Raw genomic sequence first — 15,608 nt, 5'->3', positions numbered from 1 at the left:
AGGAGGGAGTGCATCCATGAACAAGACCAAGATGACATTCCGGTTCGACCAACAGTTGCCGGAGACAAGCCGGGAGGATAAGCTACAGGTGCTTCCGTACAAAAACGAGTCGATTACGAACGAACAGCGTGAAACGATTAGAGATAAGGGGTTATATCAAAAAGATAAGCTTCATCAAGCTGATAACCCGCAAAAAGGAACGGATCGAATTAGAGGAATGAATAAAAATGCTGTAACTACGCAAGAAGCAGAGCTCAATGAGCCTGAGGATCTGAATAAACGCATTTCAAGTCGGCGCTTTGCTCCGACATTAAGAGTACAAGAGGGATGGGATGACCCCTTTGGCCGTTCGGCGGCTTCTTGGTCAGATGCGGACGTTCTACCAGATAGCCTAGAAGAGAATGAGGAAGCTTATCATTCTGGCCAAGAGTACAGAAAACGTCCGCCCCACCCTTCTAGATGGAAACTGGTTGGTTCTGTAGCCAGCGCACTGGTGACCGGGGGTATGTTTGGATATATTATGTTGTTACTGTTTAACGGAGGAGGCATGGTCCCGGGAGCAGATCCCTCAGTAGAGGAGGCTGTACCGGTCTTTAAAGAATCCGTTGGTGTGGATGCAATATCTGCAAAAGAGAATTCTGTCCCTGTCACTGTCATAGAGGCTCAGGTACCTCCACAAACCTACTATTTGCTGCAATATGGGGTTTTCAGCACTCCAGAACGGGCCTTACAAGCAAAAGAAGAACTGTTGAAGGCAGGCATTGCAGCAGGAGGGGATACCGAGGACCAAAACCGGGTATATGCAGGAATATCACCGGATAGGGAGCAAGCTAAGTTACTCAGCAATCAGTTGAAAACACAAGGAGTCGAATTGTATGTTCGTGAGCTTGAATTGCCTGGATTCGAAAAAGCGGCTTACGGAGGCGAAGGCGATAAACTCACTGGCTTTTTTCAGTTAAGTAGTTCATTGGTGGGTAAGTTGAGCGGACTTTCCTCAACCTTGCTGGGAGAAGGAGGTGCGAATACGGTGCCAGCCTCCGACATGAAGGAGCTGAACGACCTGCATCAGCAGTGGACACAAAATATCACTGCACTTCCTACCGGTCTTCCAAAGGAAGCGGTTGCTTCCGCAACCTCACTTGAAAAGGCGATGAACAGCGCGATCTCTGCACTTGGGGAATACAATAAGAATACAGCCAAGGAACACATTTGGGAGATTCAGTCCTCCATGATGGAATATGTTTTGCGTGAGAAGGAATTTATCCAATTCATAAAACAATAGACTAACCATATTTTCCGGCAAGGAACTGGAAATAGTTCCCCTTGCCGGATTTCTGTTTGTATTGCAGTACAAATCACCGTATAATAATGAAGGTGTCAAAAAATGGCGAGGGAAGATCAGGATGAAAAAAAATGTAGGAATGCTTATACTGTTTTTGTTGCTCGGTTGGCTCTTGGGTGCATGGATTGCCAAAGCTCTTCAATCGATCAAGTTCCTTTCCTTTCTGACCCACCCCACTAGGATATCTTGGTCGCCGAGAGCGGACCTGGATATTATCAGCTACAACATAACGATAAATTTTGAATTGAGCCTGCTTAGTCTGATCGGCATCATTGCCGCGTTCTGGCTGTACCGCAGGCTCTAACTGATGAAAAGGAGCTTCCCTTATGGACGGGAAAATTACGCCCCGCATTATTCTGGCATCGACTTCACCAAGAAGGAAGGAATTACTCGCATTTTTGAGACTCCCCTTTGAGGTGGTGCCGAGTCATGCGGATGAGAGCACGCCTGAGAGCTGGACGCCTCAGCAAATCGTGGAGACCCTTGCGGCACGCAAAGCCGAAGCGGTCGTGAACACCGCCACTCAGTCGAAGGAAGCCGGACTGGTGATTGGCAGTGATACCATTGTCGTGCTGGATGGTTCGGTACTGGGCAAGCCTGCCGACCATGCGGACGCGGTTCGCATGCTGACTGCATTGCAGGGAAGAACACACCGTGTGTACACCGGGGTAGCCTGCATACATACCGGAACCGGCGAAATGCTTGTCAGACATCGCCAAACGGAGGTTACAATGAAGCCTCTGAGTCAAGAGCAAATTGTGGCATACGTGAATACTGGTGAACCGTCTGATAAAGCAGGAGCGTATGGCATTCAAGGCATGGGTGCTACGCTGGTGGAATCTATTCAGGGTTGTTATTTTAACGTCGTAGGATTGCCGCTTTCCTTGCTGTCGGACATGCTGTCCGATTTTGGAGTGAATGTGTTGCGTCCATAAAGGGGATAAACATATGCTGGAGTCGCCAATACTGATGCTTCGCGACCTCCCCCATGAAGAACGACCAAGAGAGCGCATGATGACATATGGGGCGGATGCCTTAAGCAACGCGGAGTTGCTGGCAATATTGCTGCGTACAGGAACGCAAAATGAGTCTTCGGTGCATTTAGCGCAGCGTATTTTGCAGCAGGCAGGAAATTTGCGTCAACTGGTGGATATGAGCTTGAGCGAGTTGACCCAGATTAAGGGCATTGGGGATGCTAAAGCGATACAGCTAAAAGCGGGTATCGAACTGGGGCGTCGATTAGCATTGTCTCGCCATTTGGAGACCCCGGTGATTAGTTGCCCGCGGGATGTGGCAGATCTGCTGTTTGAGCAGCTTCGTTATTTGCAGAAAGAGCATTTTGTATGCTTGTTCCTTAATACTAAAAATCATGTCATTGCTCAGGAAACACTATCTATGGGTAGCCTGAATTCTGCCATCGTGCATCCTCGTGAAGTATTTCGGGCAGCAATCAAATGCAGCAGTGCTTCAATAATTTGCGCTCATAACCATCCGAGCGGTGATCCGAAGCCAAGCCCAGAGGATGTTCAGTTGACTCGCCGCCTGATGGAAGCGGGCAACATCGTGGGTATCGACGTGCTTGATCATATTGTGATCGGGGACGGGACCTTTGTAAGTTTGAAGGAACAAGGTCTGATATAATATAATATTTAAATCAAACATTTAAACACGACCGGATAATCCGGCCTGAATAAACCGTTTATACATGGATAACAGATTTCAGGGAAGAGAAAAGGAGATTACATCATGCTGGGTGGCTTTACAAAAGATTTGGGAATAGACTTGGGGACGGCAAACACGCTTGTATACGTAAGAGGTAAAGGAATTGTGGTTCGTGAACCATCTGTAGTTGCTTTGCGTACAGATACAAAAACCATTGAGGCTGTTGGTGAATCTGCGAAAAAAATGATCGGTCGCACACCGGGAAATATCCGTGCGATTCGTCCGATGAAGGACGGTGTCATTGCTGATTTTGATACAACAGCAACGATGATCAAATATTTTATCCGTCAGGCGCAAGCCCAACGCTCTTTGTTTCCACGTCATCCGAACGTGATGGTTTGTGTGCCTTCAGGCATTACTGCAGTGGAGCAGCGTGCTGTTGAAGATGCGACGAAGCAAGCAGGTGCAAGAGAAGCATATACGATAGAGGAGCCGTTTGCAGCAGCAATTGGCGCTGATCTTCCTGTATGGGAGCCAACAGGAAGTATGGTTGTCGATATCGGTGGAGGTACAACCGAGGTGGCAGTCATCTCCCTGGGCGGGATTGTAACAAGCCGCTCCGTGCGTGTGGCAGGTGATGAAATGGACGAGTCCATCATCCAATACGTAAAGCGTCAATACAATCTGATGATTGGTGAACGGACTTCAGAGCAACTGAAAATGGAAGTTGGCTCAGCTATGCCATTAGAGCAAGTGGAAACCTCGGAAATCCGCGGACGTGATCTGGTAACAGGTTTGCCGAAGACAATTACGATTACTTCTGATGAAATTAGCGAAGCATTATCGGATACAGTCAATGCAATAGTGGATGCGGTCAAAGTAACACTGGAAAAATGCCCTCCCGAGTTGGCAGCGGACATCATGGATAGAGGAATCGTACTGACTGGTGGTGGAGCACTTCTGCGTAATCTGGACAAGCTGTTGGCAGGTGAAACCGGAATGCCGGTGATCGTAGCAGAAAATCCTCTGGATTGTGTGGCAATCGGTACAGGCAGAGCGCTGGAAAATATTCATTTGTTCAAATCGCGCAGCAGTTCTGCCGTCCGTTCCAAACGTTGAATCGGGGGTGTAGGAACTGTTTAAGCTGTTTGGCAATAAAAGACTATTTGTTCTATTGATCGGAATCGTTCTGTTTATTGCCCTTATGGGGATTACACTTGGACAGAGAAATTCCTTAACTTGGCCCGAGAAGTTCGCCAGAGATTCAATTGGCTTTGTGCAAGGTATCTTTTACAGGCCCGCTTCAGCAATAGCGGGCTTCTTTGAAGATATCGGAAATATGCGCAGCATCTACGAAGAAAATGAACGATTAAAAATTGCTGTGGCAAAGCTGACTCGTGACCAGATTCAGACCCATAATTATGTTGAAACAAATGCCAGACTGCAGAATGAACTGAAGTTCACCCAAACGCAAAAGGCGAAAAATAATTATGATTATCGCGTTGCTCAAGTGAACAGCGTCAGCAATGATTCCAAAACGCTTGTGATTGATATTGGTGAGAAGGACGGAGCGAAGGTTGGTCAGGAAGTCAGTTCGCTTGAAGGATTTGTAGGAGTCATTAGTCGTACTGGGAATTTTACGTCCACCGTTACGTTGTTGACTACATTGGATCCTAAAAATCCGAATTCTTATGCTATTGCAGCGACAGTCTTGGGCAAGGAAAATCAATCGTTTGGTATGATTGAAAGCTATGATCCGGGTACGAACAGATTTCAAATGACTCGCATTGAAGAAAAAGACCCAATCGCAAAGGGCGATCAGATTATTACATCTGGTGCAGGTGGGAAATTCCGCAAAAACCTAATGATTGGAACGGTAGAGAAGATTCAGGTTGGGGAATTTGGCAAAACACGAACAGCGATTATTAAACCGGCAGCCAGCTTTGTGGATTGGAAAGAACTGCTCATCCTTTATACTCCTGAGGTACCGGAATAATGAAGATGCGCGGTCAGGTTCTAATACTGCTGCTGTTTGTACTGTTTATAGCTGAAGGGACGATTCTTCCGTGGCTTCTTCCGGATAGTTGGCATTCAAGAATGGTTCCGAATTTTGTATATGTCGTGATCTTGTTTGTGTCTGTGTATTACAGCCGTCATACAGCATTGGTGCTAGGTATTGTTTTTGGACTTATTCATGATGTAGTGTTCTACGGGTTTATCATTGGGCCTTACTCTTTTGCAATGGGGTTGTCTGCATACTTATTGGGGCTTGTTTTTACAGCACGACGTGCGCCGATGCCCATTATGATGGCAGCCGTGTTGATTGGTAGTTTCCTGCTGGATTCTATGCTTTTTGCTATTGATCAGCTGTTCCAGCTGAATCATCAGACTTTCAATTGGGCACTTGCTCAGTATATGATTCCTGATTTATTTATCCATTTTCTGTTCGCCCTCATCATTTATGTCCCGGTTCGCAAGCAATTGCAGCGTTTGGGTACCCGTGTGAAAAAGGAAGAGGCCGTCTAGGTCTTTTTACACACATTTTGTCCGGGTTAGCAGGGATTTGACGTCCCGGGGACGAAATGATTGAGATAGGAGGGACAGGCTAATGGCGGTGAAATCGAATCATGTCACGATTAAAGGCATCAAAGATGGCCTGGTATTCCTGCTGGACGATCAATGCGAGTTTGAGGATTTGCTAGGTGAGCTGCGTTTTAAGCTGGAGCACAGTCATCAAAATATTTTAACAGGCCCGATCATTCATGTGGATATTAAGCTGGGAAGCCGAGAAGTGACAGAGGAACAGAAGGAAAGTATTCTGGAGATCTTGAAGCAAAAGGGGAATCTGCTCATCAGGTCTGTAGAATCACCTGGACTGCCTGTGGAAGTGCAGGGAAAGCCCCCTATTCACACGGTGACAGGGATTATCCGTTCTGGTCAAGTGCTTCATCACAATGGGAACCTACTCTTTTTGGGAGATGTAAACCCGGGTGGAATTATAACATGTACTGGTGATATTTATGTCCTCGGCGCTTTGCGAGGCATGGCGCATGCAGGGATGGAGGGAAATAGTGAAGCGATCATTGCGGCTTCCTATTTTGCACCGACACAGCTGCGAATTTCCGAAATGATCAGCCGTCCACCAGACGAATGGGAGACACGTGAATCCGGTATGGAATTTGCGTATCTCAAGGATGGCGCTATGCAAATAGATAAAATGAGCAATATTGTGCGTCTGGGCCGCGATTTTAACGTGTTCAAAGGGGTGTAGCACATGGGAGAGGCTATCGTCGTCACTTCAGGAAAAGGCGGCGTCGGCAAAACGACGACGTCAGCCAATATAGGAACAGCGCTTGCACTGCTCGGCAAAAAGGTATGTTTGGTGGATACGGATATCGGTTTGCGTAATCTAGACGTTGTGATGGGTCTGGAAAACCGGATTATTTATGACCTTGTTGATGTAGCGGAAGGTCGTTGCCGTTTAAATCAGGCACTGGTTAAGGACAAGCGTTTTGAGGAGCTGTATATGCTGCCAGCCGCTCAAACCAAGGACAAGAGTGCTGTTACGCCGGAGCAAGTTAAGGATATTATTTTGGAGCTTAAAAAGGATTTTGAATATATATTGATCGACTGCCCTGCGGGTATTGAACAGGGCTTTAAAAATGCCATTGCCGGGGCCGATCAGGCCATTGTTGTGACCACCCCGGAAAATGCAGCCGTACGCGATGCAGACCGGGTAATTGGTTTACTGGAAAGCTCACATGTGGTATCACCCAAGCTGGTGGTTAACCGCATTCGCAATAGCATGGTTAAATCCGGAGATATGTTGGATATTGATGGGATTTTACAAGTGCTTAGCATAGACCTTATTGGGATTGTGCCGGATGATGAAATGGTAATTAAAGCCGCTAATACAGGGGAGCCTACCGTTATGAATCCAGATTCACAGGCCGCGATTGCTTATCGTAACATTGCGAGACGAATCTTGGGCGATACAGTGCCCCTCATGCAGCTGGACCAGAAGAAAAGCGTGATGACACGCTTTAAGAAGTTTTTTGGTATGGGTGGATGAGAAAATTGTAATACTAGACACTTAAATAAGTGATAATCTTATTTAAGTGTTTTTGGTTTATCTTTTTAAATTCCTATAATACGGTTTCTCAAAATTTAGAGTCACTACATAAATATCATAAATACAAAACATATCCGGTGCGCTAGCGCCGGTTTTTTTGATTTTTAGGTGCGTAATCCCGAACCGGACAACATAAGTTGAAGCCCGTCCTCATAAGATGTATCAAACATACCTCGCTGAGGGGGCTGAACAGGATGAATAAAAATTCCGGAATCAAGCAGCGCAGAGAAGAACGTATACAGCAGCTAATCGCGGGAAGCAAAGCGGAGATGTATCCCTCTGGCATATATCAGAACAGGCACGGGGATAAAGATATGAAGTCGATGCCTATAGTCAGTGCCAACTCGCCCAGAGACCCAGAAACTGAGTGGAAAAATGAACGGCAACGCTGGCAGCAATCTTTTGAGACGAATCGTGGTCCGTCTTTTTGGACTTCCTTTTGGCGAAGATCAGTCATAGCAACGGTGTTATTTGGAATGGTATGGGGAATGTTTCGTTGGGATATTCCCTATGCAGTGAATTTGAGAATGTTTATTGCGGATGCCTTGAATAAGGATATGGATTTTGCAGCCGTCGGACAATGGTATGAAACTTATTTTGACGGAGCACCTTCCTTTTTGCCGATTTTTGGCGAGGAGCATGAAACGCACAAGGTAGACGCAAGTCGAAAGGGCTCTCCACCGATTGAAGGCAATATAACACAGCCTTTTGTACTGAGCCTTAAAGGGGTAGAAATTACGCCGAATGTTACCGATAACGGGGCAATCGCTGTTAAAAGTATAGATGCAGGTCGAGTATTAGACATATTAAATCATCCCAAAAGCGGGATTTCGATTACAATTCGACACACTGGCGGTATCACAGCAACTTACGGAAGGCTTTCCCGCTCTACCTTAAAAGTGAACGACTGGGTTCAGGAGGGAGATGAGATCGGTGTACTGCCAGCAAGTCACAGCGGCAGCGAGGCGGCGACTTTGTTTTTGGCAGTTCAGAGAGGGGATCAATACATTGACCCGTCGGAAGTGGTAGCTCTTGATTAATGTCCGAGGGGTGACCTTATCACTACATCCACTGTTTGTATTGGTTATGCTGACCTCTATATTAACTGGACATTTTATCGAGATCATAACTTTATTTACATTGGTATTTATTCATGAGCTAGGCCATGCGACAGCTGCTTCGTTGTTGGGTGCGCGGGTGCTTTCCATACAGATGTTACCCTTTGGAGGAGTGGCGGTCATTGAGGATCAGGGGAAGCTCAATGCGTGGAAGGAGATTGTCATTGCGCTAGCGGGGCCCCTGCAAAACGGAATCATGATCATCATCCTTTTGTGGTTCAGAAATGTGAGTGGACTGGAGTATGATTATGTAAATTATATCATTCAGGGGAATGCAGTTATTGCACTGTTTAATTTGCTGCCCATTCTACCACTTGACGGTGGAAAAATATTGCAGGCACTGATTAGCTTATCTTGTTCTTATCACCGCACATTAGTGTGGACTTTTAGAGCCAGTATCGTAACGAGTTTGCTATTTTGTATATATGGTATTTCGCCGTTGTTAAGGCAAAATGGACCTATCCATTTAAATCTGCTGGCGGTAGGGATTTTTTTGCTTTATTCTAATATTGTGGATTATCGGAATATCCCTTACCGTTTTATACGGTTTTTGCTGGGGAGGGACGAGCTTTTTTACCACGAAGTAGCTAAGGGAAGTATTGCCTTACCTATTGTATCCCTGCCAGTGAAACATTTGGAGCCTATTTTGCGTCTTTTCAGAAGAGATCGGTATCATATGGTTTATGTTATGAATGAACAGGGACGGATTGTAGCCGTACTGCCGGAGCAACGTCTTATTCGCTCTTATTTTGCGACACGCCCGCCAGATGGTGGAGAACCCAAGCCCAAATAATGTTTTATGAGTTAAGGAAGAGGCTGTATCCAGAGAGGTTGAAAAACCATGAAGCAAATGATTGTACAATGCCAGCAGCAGATGACCCAAATGGCGCTGTTGGAAGAGGGACGATTGGTTGAATATGCGGCTGAACTACCGCGAAAACGGGGAATTCTAGGTTCTTTTTTTAAAGCGAGGGTGGTCAATGTGCTACCAGGTATGCAAGCCGCCTTTGTTGACATTGGACAGCGAAAGAATGCCTTTTTGTATGTAGATGACGTACTTCATGCTCATTTGGACAAGCAGCCGGAGGTAAAGCCATCCATTTCTGAAGTGTTAAAGGTAGGGCAGGAAATTGTAGTGCAGGTATTAAAAGAGGCTGTTGGTAGTAAAGGAGCCAGGGTCACCACTCATTTTTCACTTCCGGGTCGCTGGATCGTATATATGCCCCGTGCTGATTATGTGGCCGTATCTAAGAAGATCGAACGTGAGGGCGAACGTACCCGTTTGAAAGCAATGGGAGAGCAGCTACGCACAAGTGAGGAAGGACTCATAATCCGTACCGTTTCGGAGGACATGAGTATAGAGGCGATTGAAAATGATTTAAATCAACTGCGTAAGCAGTGGGTGGCTATTCAGCGTAAAGCTGGTGAACACTCGGCTCCGTGCGAATTACACCGGGATTTAAGTATTGTTCAGCGGTTGATTCGGGATGTGTTTACACCTGAACAGGATGAACTGGTCATTGACAGTGAAGAGCAAGCAAAGGATGCAGAAATAATGCTGCAACAGATTGGTCCTGTGAAAGCTCATGTAAGTATATTTCGTGGTCCAGAAGAAACAATTTTCAAAGCTTATGGCATTCATGAGCAGCTGGAACGCGATTTTGCGCGAAAGGTATGGCTGCATGGCGGCGGATACATTGTCATTGATCATACGGAGGCATTAACCGTCATTGATGTGAATACCGGGAAGTTTACGGGAGGCAGTAATCTGGAAGAAACGGTGACCCGGACTAACATTGAAGCAGCTGAAGAGATTGCCCGCCTGGTACGTGTGCGTGATATTGGTGGTATCATCATCATTGATTTTATTGACATGGAACAAGAGGAGAACCGTCGGGAAGTATCCTCTGTGCTGGAAGCAAGATTGAAGAAGGATCGGACCAAATCTTATGTTGTTGGTTGGACGCGGTTAGGTTTGCTGGAAATGACCCGCAAAAAAGTGCGTGAGGAAAAGACGCTCGTGTAGAGCGATGCGTAACCAAAAATCATTTTAAAACTAAAGGTTGAATGTGTACAAAGCTTGTGCTACAATCATTTAGTATGTGTGATGCGTAAGATTGGCTGCACATGCTGTAACCGCTCCAATCAGGTACTGAAGTGCAGTATCCTAAGGGAATCTGCCACCTGCTATTAGGCGAGTCTGAGACATAAGGAGGTGCAAGCAAATGTACGCAATTATCGAAACAGGTGGTAAGCAATACAAAGTTCAAGAGGGCGACGTATTGTTTATCGAGAAGTTGGAAGCTAATGATGGTGAAACTGTAACGTTCGATCGTGTTCTGGCAGTGTCCGGCGACAATGGCTTGACAGCAGGTACACCGCTTCTTTCTGGAGCTTCTGTAACAGCTAAAGTTGAGAAACATGGTCAAGGTCAAAAGGTCATCGTATACAAATACAAACCTAAAAAGAACTACCATGTGAAGCAAGGTCATCGTCAACCGTACACGAAAGTGACGATTGAAAAAATCCAAGCGTAAGAGGGTGCGATAAGTGATTATCGTGCGTATTACACGACTGGAGGATGGCAGCATACAGGGATTTTCCGTTAAAGGACATGCAAATTTCGCTAAATCTGGCGAGGATATCGTATGTGCTGGCGTTTCGGCGGTAACAGTAGGAACTGTCAATTCGATTGGAGCTCTTACGGACGTTGAGATGGAAACGGAAATGGAAAACGGCTTTTTAAGCGCGTATCTTTCTCCTGAAAGTTATCATGATGCGAACGCACAGGTTCAACTGTTGCTGGAGTCCATGGTGATTATGCTGACAAGTATTGCTGAATCATACGGTAAGTATATTCAAATAGAAAATAATCAAAGAAGGAGGTAGACATCATGTTGAAATTGACATTGGATCTTCAATTATTCGCATCGAAAAAAGGTGTAGGTTCCACAAAAAACGGACGTGACAGTAAATCGAAACGTCTTGGAGTGAAACGTGCTGACGGTCAAGCAGTTACCGGCGGTAGCATCCTGGTTCGTCAACGCGGAACGAAAATTCACCCGGGCACGAACGTGGGCATCGGTAAGGACGACACTCTGTTCGCGAAAGTGGACGGCGTTGTGAAGTTCGAACGTTGGGGCCGTGATCGTAAAAAGGTGAGCATCTACCCGATCGACGTTGCTCCAGTAGCAGCTACTGTAGAAGCTTAATAGCGGCTTAGACACGCTGAAAAGCCTCCGGCACTTTTGTCGGAGGCTTTTTTGCATGATGGTAATGAACTGGAAAGTTAGTCTGTGCTATACTGGATTTAAGGTTCTTTAATAATCCATTTAATTTCGCAGAACGGAGAGAAGCCATGTTCCAGAGGATAAGAGCGCCTTATCTGGCGTTGGGTTCCATTCTGATTCCTTTGGTTTTTTCACTGCTCTATCCTAAAGTATTAACGATTATCTTATTAGCAGTATGGTCTGTAGTTGCTGCATGCTTTGGTATTTGGTATACGCAAAGACAGATTGAGTATGAACGGAAAGCTGCTTTGCGTTCTTTTGAACGTACAGCGATTTCAATGCTTAACCATCATCGGCATGACTGGATGAATGACTTGCAGGTGCTTTATGGATATATTCGTATGAATAAGCATGATAAATCTGTTGCTTATGTGGAAACAATAAAAGGGCGCGTGGCGGAAGACAGTAAAATATCTAAGTTGGGTATTCCCTCACTGGTGTTTTATTTGCAGTCTTTTCGCGTGAACGCCGGTAATTTACAGTTGTCGGTACAGGTTGAGGAGCAGTTAAAGTTAGACGCTGTCATGTCTCCCGAAGACGGCGAGTCGCTTGCCTCGGCCGTCATAGAAACGGTGCGTGCGTATCAATATGGCGGGGGCCGGTCGTCCTGGGGAGAAGTGCGCAGATTGACACTTTTTTTCGGTATGGATCAGAATGATGTTATCGTCCGTTTTGAAGGAAGTGACATACCTGCGGATTTGAATATCCTAAAGCAGGTCAGATCCGTACCCGGAAGTAAACGCATTCGAACAGAGAAGCTTCCTACGGGCGAAATGCTTCAAATTCGGATGCAGTGCCAGACATAAGGAAGGTGTAACCATGTTTGTAGATAAAGCGAAGATTTTTGTTAAAGGCGGTGACGGTGGAGACGGATTAATTGCGTTTCGCCGTGAGAAATACGTTCCTGAAGGTGGCCCAGGTGGTGGTGACGGAGGGAACGGTGGTGACGTAATTTTCCGTGTAGATGAGGGTTTGCGTACCTTGATGGATTTTCGGTACCAACGTCATTTTAAAGCCCAGCGTGGAGTAAAAGGTCGCAACAAAAGCCAACACGGAGCCAATGCGGAGCACATGATCGTACGTATACCACCGGGAACGGTCATCATAGATGATGATACTGGTGAAGTAGTAGCAGATATGACACGTCATGGTCAACAAGTCGTCGTAGCTAAAGGAGGACGCGGAGGACGCGGAAACATCCGTTTTGCTACGCCGAGTAATCCAGCGCCTGAGTTGGCTGAGAACGGCGCAGAGGGACAAGAACGTTATATCACGCTTGAGTTAAAAGTAATGGCTGACGTAGGCTTGGTCGGGTTCCCTAGTGTTGGGAAGTCTACCTTGTTGTCGGTTGTATCTTCTGCAAAACCGAAAATTGGGGCCTACCACTTTACAACGATTACTCCGAATTTGGGCGTTGTGGATGTGGGTGATCATCGTAATTTTGTGATGGCGGATTTGCCTGGTTTGATTGAAGGAGCTCATGAAGGTATTGGGCTAGGACATGAATTTCTGCGGCACATTGAGCGGACGCGTATTATTATCCATGTCGTGGATATGGCTGGCTCTGAAGGACGTGACCCGTTTGAAGATTGGACTAAGATTAACGACGAATTGAAGCAATATAATGCAGCATTGGCTGAGCGTCCGCAAATTGTGGCGGCCAATAAAATGGATATGCCAGAAGCTGAAGAAAACTTGGCTCACTTCAAAGAGCAGATTGCTTCTATACGTCCTGATCTTGAAATCATGCCTATTTCCTCACTGACACGTCAAGGTGTGAAGGAACTACTCTACCGGGCTGCTGATTTGCTGGATCAAATACCGGACGAGCCAGTTGTTGAGGAAGTAGCAGAAGTCAATGAACGTAAGGTATTTAAGTTGGATACAGCAGAAGACGATGGCTTTACAATTGTACGTGAAAACGACACATTCGTGGTGCAGAGCCCTAAAATTGAGCGCATGATGAAGCGCATGCAGTTGAACTCGCATGATGCCATTTTGAAATTAGCAAGAACGTTACGCCACATGGGTGTGGATGCTGAGTTACGCAAGCGTGGCGCCAAAGATGGTACATCTGTACGCATTGCTGATTTCGAGTTCGAATTTGTTGAAGGCAGCAGCTACTACTAAAAATCAAATAAAGGTCTAAAACCTGAACGGTTACTGTACTATAGGAAACTCTATAGAAGGCAGTAGCCGTTTTTTGCATTGTTAGCTTGCCGATTTTCATGAGTTTCGATATAATGTCCTCTATATAAAAACATAAGTCTTTGAGGAGAGGACGTTCTTGAAAGAGCGCTATTACTTGGTACGGGAAGATATTTTGCCTGAAGCTATTGTTAAGACCATACAGGTGAAACTGCTACTGGCTTCAGGAGATGTTAAAACCGTGCATGATGCCGTGGAGCAAGTTGGGCTAAGCCGAAGCGCCTTTTATAAATATAAGGATGGCATACATTTGGTTAACCAGCTGGAGCGTGAGCGAATTGTCAATATCTCTATTGATTTAGAACATCAATCCGGAATGTTGTCCAGGGTGCTTGGCAGAGTGGCTGATTTCGGAGGCAATGTGCTGACGATCCAGCAAAGTATTCCACTGCAAGGCAGAGCCAACGTAGTTATCTCGGTAGAAATGTCCAGACTCAGTGAAGAGTTGGGTGTTCTACTGGAGGGCTTGGAGGACATCTCTGGAGTCAAACGTGTTCGCCTGATTGGGCAAGGTTAAGGCAATACAGTTCATTAGATATAAGTTTGCGGGAGGGGAATGGATGAAACCGGTCAAAGTAGGATTGTTAGGTTTGGGGACGGTAGGAACGGGAGTCGTTCGAATCGTAGAAGGCAATCAGGAAGATTTGAGCAGACAAGTCGGTTCACCGATCATCATTGAAAAAATAGCTGTAAAAAACATAGAAAAATATCGTTCCATTGAAGTGGACACGGCCAAGCTTACTGAGGACCCATGGGAAGTTATTCGAGACCCTGAAATTGATGTAATTATCGAAGTCATGGGCGGGGTTGATCAGACGAAGGAGTACATTCTTGAAGCGTTGGAGCGGGGTAAACACATCGTAACAGCTAACAAGGACTTAATGGCTTTGCACGGTTCTGAAGTATTGGCAAAGGCGCAGGAAAAGCAATGTGATATTTTTTATGAAGCTAGTGTAGCAGGTGGTATCCCGATTATTCGTACACTCATTGAAGGTTTCTCCTCCGACCGTATTACCCGCATTATGGGGATTGTGAACGGTACGACCAACTTTATTTTAACAAAAATGAGTCAGGAAGGAGCCTCGTACGAGGAAGTTCTCAAGGAAGCGCAGGAGCTTGGGTATGCTGAATCCGATCCGACCTCAGACGTGGAAGGACTGGATGCAGCTCGTAAAATGGCAATTCTCGGCACGCTCGGTTTCCGCTCTAATGTAGAGCTCAAGGATGTAAGTGTCAGCGGCATTTCAAAGGTAACCAGTGAAGATATTGCTTTTGCTAAAAAACTAGGATATGAAATGAAATTGCTCGGCATTGCAGAGCGTCAGGGTGATGAATTTACGATTAACGTTCAGCCGACCATGGTACGCAAGCAGCATCCATTGGCTTCGGTGAACGGGGTATTCAACGCGGTGTATGTGCATGGTGAAGCAGTGGGTGAAACCATGTTTTATGGTGCGGGTGCAGGTGAAATGCCGACGGCAACATCGGTTGTAGCTGATTTAGTAGCTGTAGTGAAAAATCTCAAACTTGGTGTCAATGGACTTAAAGCCATCGTTCCTTACAACCCTAAAAAAATTAGTAACGACGAAGATGTGTATTTCAAAAACTTCGTGCTTCTGCATGTGGATGATAAAGCAGGGGTGTTGGCACGGATTACGCAAGTATTTGCTGAATTTAATGTCAGTCTGGCATCTGTTGTGCAGCAACCGAATGAGGTTAACCCCGATGCTGAAATTATTATCGTGACTCATTTAGCCAGTAAAGCGAGTATGAAAAAGGTTTTGGAGCATTTTGAAACTTTAGACGTCATTCGTCGCATCAAGAGCGTATATCGAGTAGAGGGATAGTCAATAAAA

19 protein-coding genes and 1 other annotated feature are annotated in these 15,608 nt (G+C 45.8%); all 19 genes read left to right on the top strand.

The features are described from left to right. Positions 1-16 precede the first annotated feature (16 nt). Positions 17-1,282 (top strand): SPOR domain-containing protein, encoded by a 1,266-nt coding sequence (locus MHI21_RS19455; protein WP_165179230.1) that lies wholly within the window; start codon positions 17-19, stop codon positions 1,280-1,282. 121 nt (positions 1,283-1,403) lie between these two features. Continuing rightward, positions 1,404-1,646, top strand: a complete 243-nt coding sequence (locus MHI21_RS19450; RefSeq protein WP_023989955.1) for a DUF4321 domain-containing protein — start codon at positions 1,404-1,406, stop codon at positions 1,644-1,646. 22 nt (positions 1,647-1,668) lie between these two features. After that, the gene (locus MHI21_RS19445; RefSeq protein WP_061828812.1) at positions 1,669-2,277 is read left to right on the top strand and encodes a Maf family protein; all 609 of its coding nucleotides are present in this window, start codon (positions 1,669-1,671) and stop codon (positions 2,275-2,277) included. A gap of 13 nt (positions 2,278-2,290) precedes the next feature. Beyond that, positions 2,291-2,983 carry a DNA repair protein RadC gene (radC, locus tag MHI21_RS19440; protein WP_025722728.1) on the top strand — a complete coding sequence of 231 codons (693 nt, stop codon included), beginning with the start codon at positions 2,291-2,293 and terminating at the stop codon, positions 2,981-2,983. A gap of 105 nt (positions 2,984-3,088) precedes the next feature. Then, entirely contained in the window at positions 3,089-4,123 is a 1,035-nt protein-coding gene (locus MHI21_RS19435) for a rod shape-determining protein (protein WP_013311600.1), read from the top strand. Between the two features lie 55 nt (positions 4,124-4,178). Then, positions 4,179-5,000: a rod shape-determining protein MreC gene (mreC, locus tag MHI21_RS19430; protein WP_043882320.1), complete on the top strand. Its 822-nt coding sequence runs from the start codon at positions 4,179-4,181 to the stop codon at positions 4,998-5,000. Further along, positions 5,000-5,530, top strand: a complete 531-nt coding sequence (gene mreD / locus MHI21_RS19425; RefSeq protein WP_069290212.1) for a rod shape-determining protein MreD — start codon at positions 5,000-5,002, stop codon at positions 5,528-5,530. The genes mreC and mreD overlap by 1 nt, the downstream gene beginning before the upstream one ends. A gap of 82 nt (positions 5,531-5,612) precedes the next feature. Continuing rightward, positions 5,613-6,275 (top strand): septum site-determining protein MinC, encoded by a 663-nt coding sequence (minC, locus tag MHI21_RS19420; RefSeq protein WP_013311597.1) that lies wholly within the window; start codon positions 5,613-5,615, stop codon positions 6,273-6,275. A 3-nt stretch (positions 6,276-6,278) separates the two neighbouring features. Continuing rightward, positions 6,279-7,076, top strand: coding sequence for a septum site-determining protein MinD (minD, locus tag MHI21_RS19415; protein ID WP_061828810.1), 798 nt, complete (start codon positions 6,279-6,281; stop codon positions 7,074-7,076). Positions 7,077-7,330: 254 nt separating this feature from the next. Then, complete coding sequence (locus MHI21_RS19410) at positions 7,331-8,176, top strand: M23 family metallopeptidase (protein ID WP_341163295.1); 846 nt, start codon at positions 7,331-7,333, stop codon at positions 8,174-8,176. After that, complete coding sequence (locus tag MHI21_RS19405; RefSeq protein ID WP_165179233.1) at positions 8,169-9,047, top strand: M50 family metallopeptidase; 879 nt, start codon at positions 8,169-8,171, stop codon at positions 9,045-9,047. Before MHI21_RS19410 ends, MHI21_RS19405 begins: the two co-directional genes overlap by 8 nt. A gap of 48 nt (positions 9,048-9,095) precedes the next feature. Continuing rightward, positions 9,096-10,280: an Rne/Rng family ribonuclease gene (locus MHI21_RS19400; RefSeq protein WP_342418750.1), complete on the top strand. Its 1,185-nt coding sequence runs from the start codon at positions 9,096-9,098 to the stop codon at positions 10,278-10,280. A 98-nt stretch (positions 10,281-10,378) separates the two neighbouring features. Beyond that, positions 10,379-10,466, top strand: a sequence feature (ribosomal protein L21 leader region). A 13-nt stretch (positions 10,467-10,479) separates the two neighbouring features. Next, positions 10,480-10,791: a 50S ribosomal protein L21 gene (rplU, locus tag MHI21_RS19395; protein ID WP_013311592.1), complete on the top strand. Its 312-nt coding sequence runs from the start codon at positions 10,480-10,482 to the stop codon at positions 10,789-10,791. Positions 10,792-10,804: 13 nt separating this feature from the next. Beyond that, a complete protein-coding gene (locus tag MHI21_RS19390) occupies positions 10,805-11,143 on the top strand; it encodes a ribosomal-processing cysteine protease Prp (protein ID WP_013311591.1) in 339 nt (112 codons plus the stop codon). 5 nt (positions 11,144-11,148) lie between these two features. Beyond that, entirely contained in the window at positions 11,149-11,466 is a 318-nt protein-coding gene (gene rpmA, locus MHI21_RS19385; RefSeq protein ID WP_039272574.1) for a 50S ribosomal protein L27, read from the top strand. Positions 11,467-11,612: 146 nt separating this feature from the next. Continuing rightward, the gene (locus tag MHI21_RS19380; RefSeq protein ID WP_165179235.1) at positions 11,613-12,350 is read left to right on the top strand and encodes a Spo0B domain-containing protein; all 738 of its coding nucleotides are present in this window, start codon (positions 11,613-11,615) and stop codon (positions 12,348-12,350) included. Positions 12,351-12,363: 13 nt separating this feature from the next. Then, the gene (gene obgE / locus MHI21_RS19375; protein WP_061828806.1) at positions 12,364-13,674 is read left to right on the top strand and encodes a GTPase ObgE; all 1,311 of its coding nucleotides are present in this window, start codon (positions 12,364-12,366) and stop codon (positions 13,672-13,674) included. Between the two features lie 157 nt (positions 13,675-13,831). Continuing rightward, the gene (locus tag MHI21_RS19370; RefSeq protein WP_013311587.1) at positions 13,832-14,269 is read left to right on the top strand and encodes an ACT domain-containing protein; all 438 of its coding nucleotides are present in this window, start codon (positions 13,832-13,834) and stop codon (positions 14,267-14,269) included. Positions 14,270-14,312: 43 nt separating this feature from the next. Further along, a complete protein-coding gene (locus MHI21_RS19365; RefSeq protein WP_069290208.1) occupies positions 14,313-15,599 on the top strand; it encodes a homoserine dehydrogenase in 1,287 nt (428 codons plus the stop codon). Positions 15,600-15,608: the final 9 nt, after the last annotated feature.

Origin of the sequence: Paenibacillus sp. FSL H8-0168 (genome assembly GCF_038592955.1) — a bacterium.
GTDB classification, from domain to species: Bacteria; Bacillota; Bacilli; order Paenibacillales; family Paenibacillaceae; genus Paenibacillus; species Paenibacillus polymyxa_B.
Note: the sequence above shows the minus strand (reverse complement) of the source record. Positions and strands in the feature narration are given on the sequence as shown.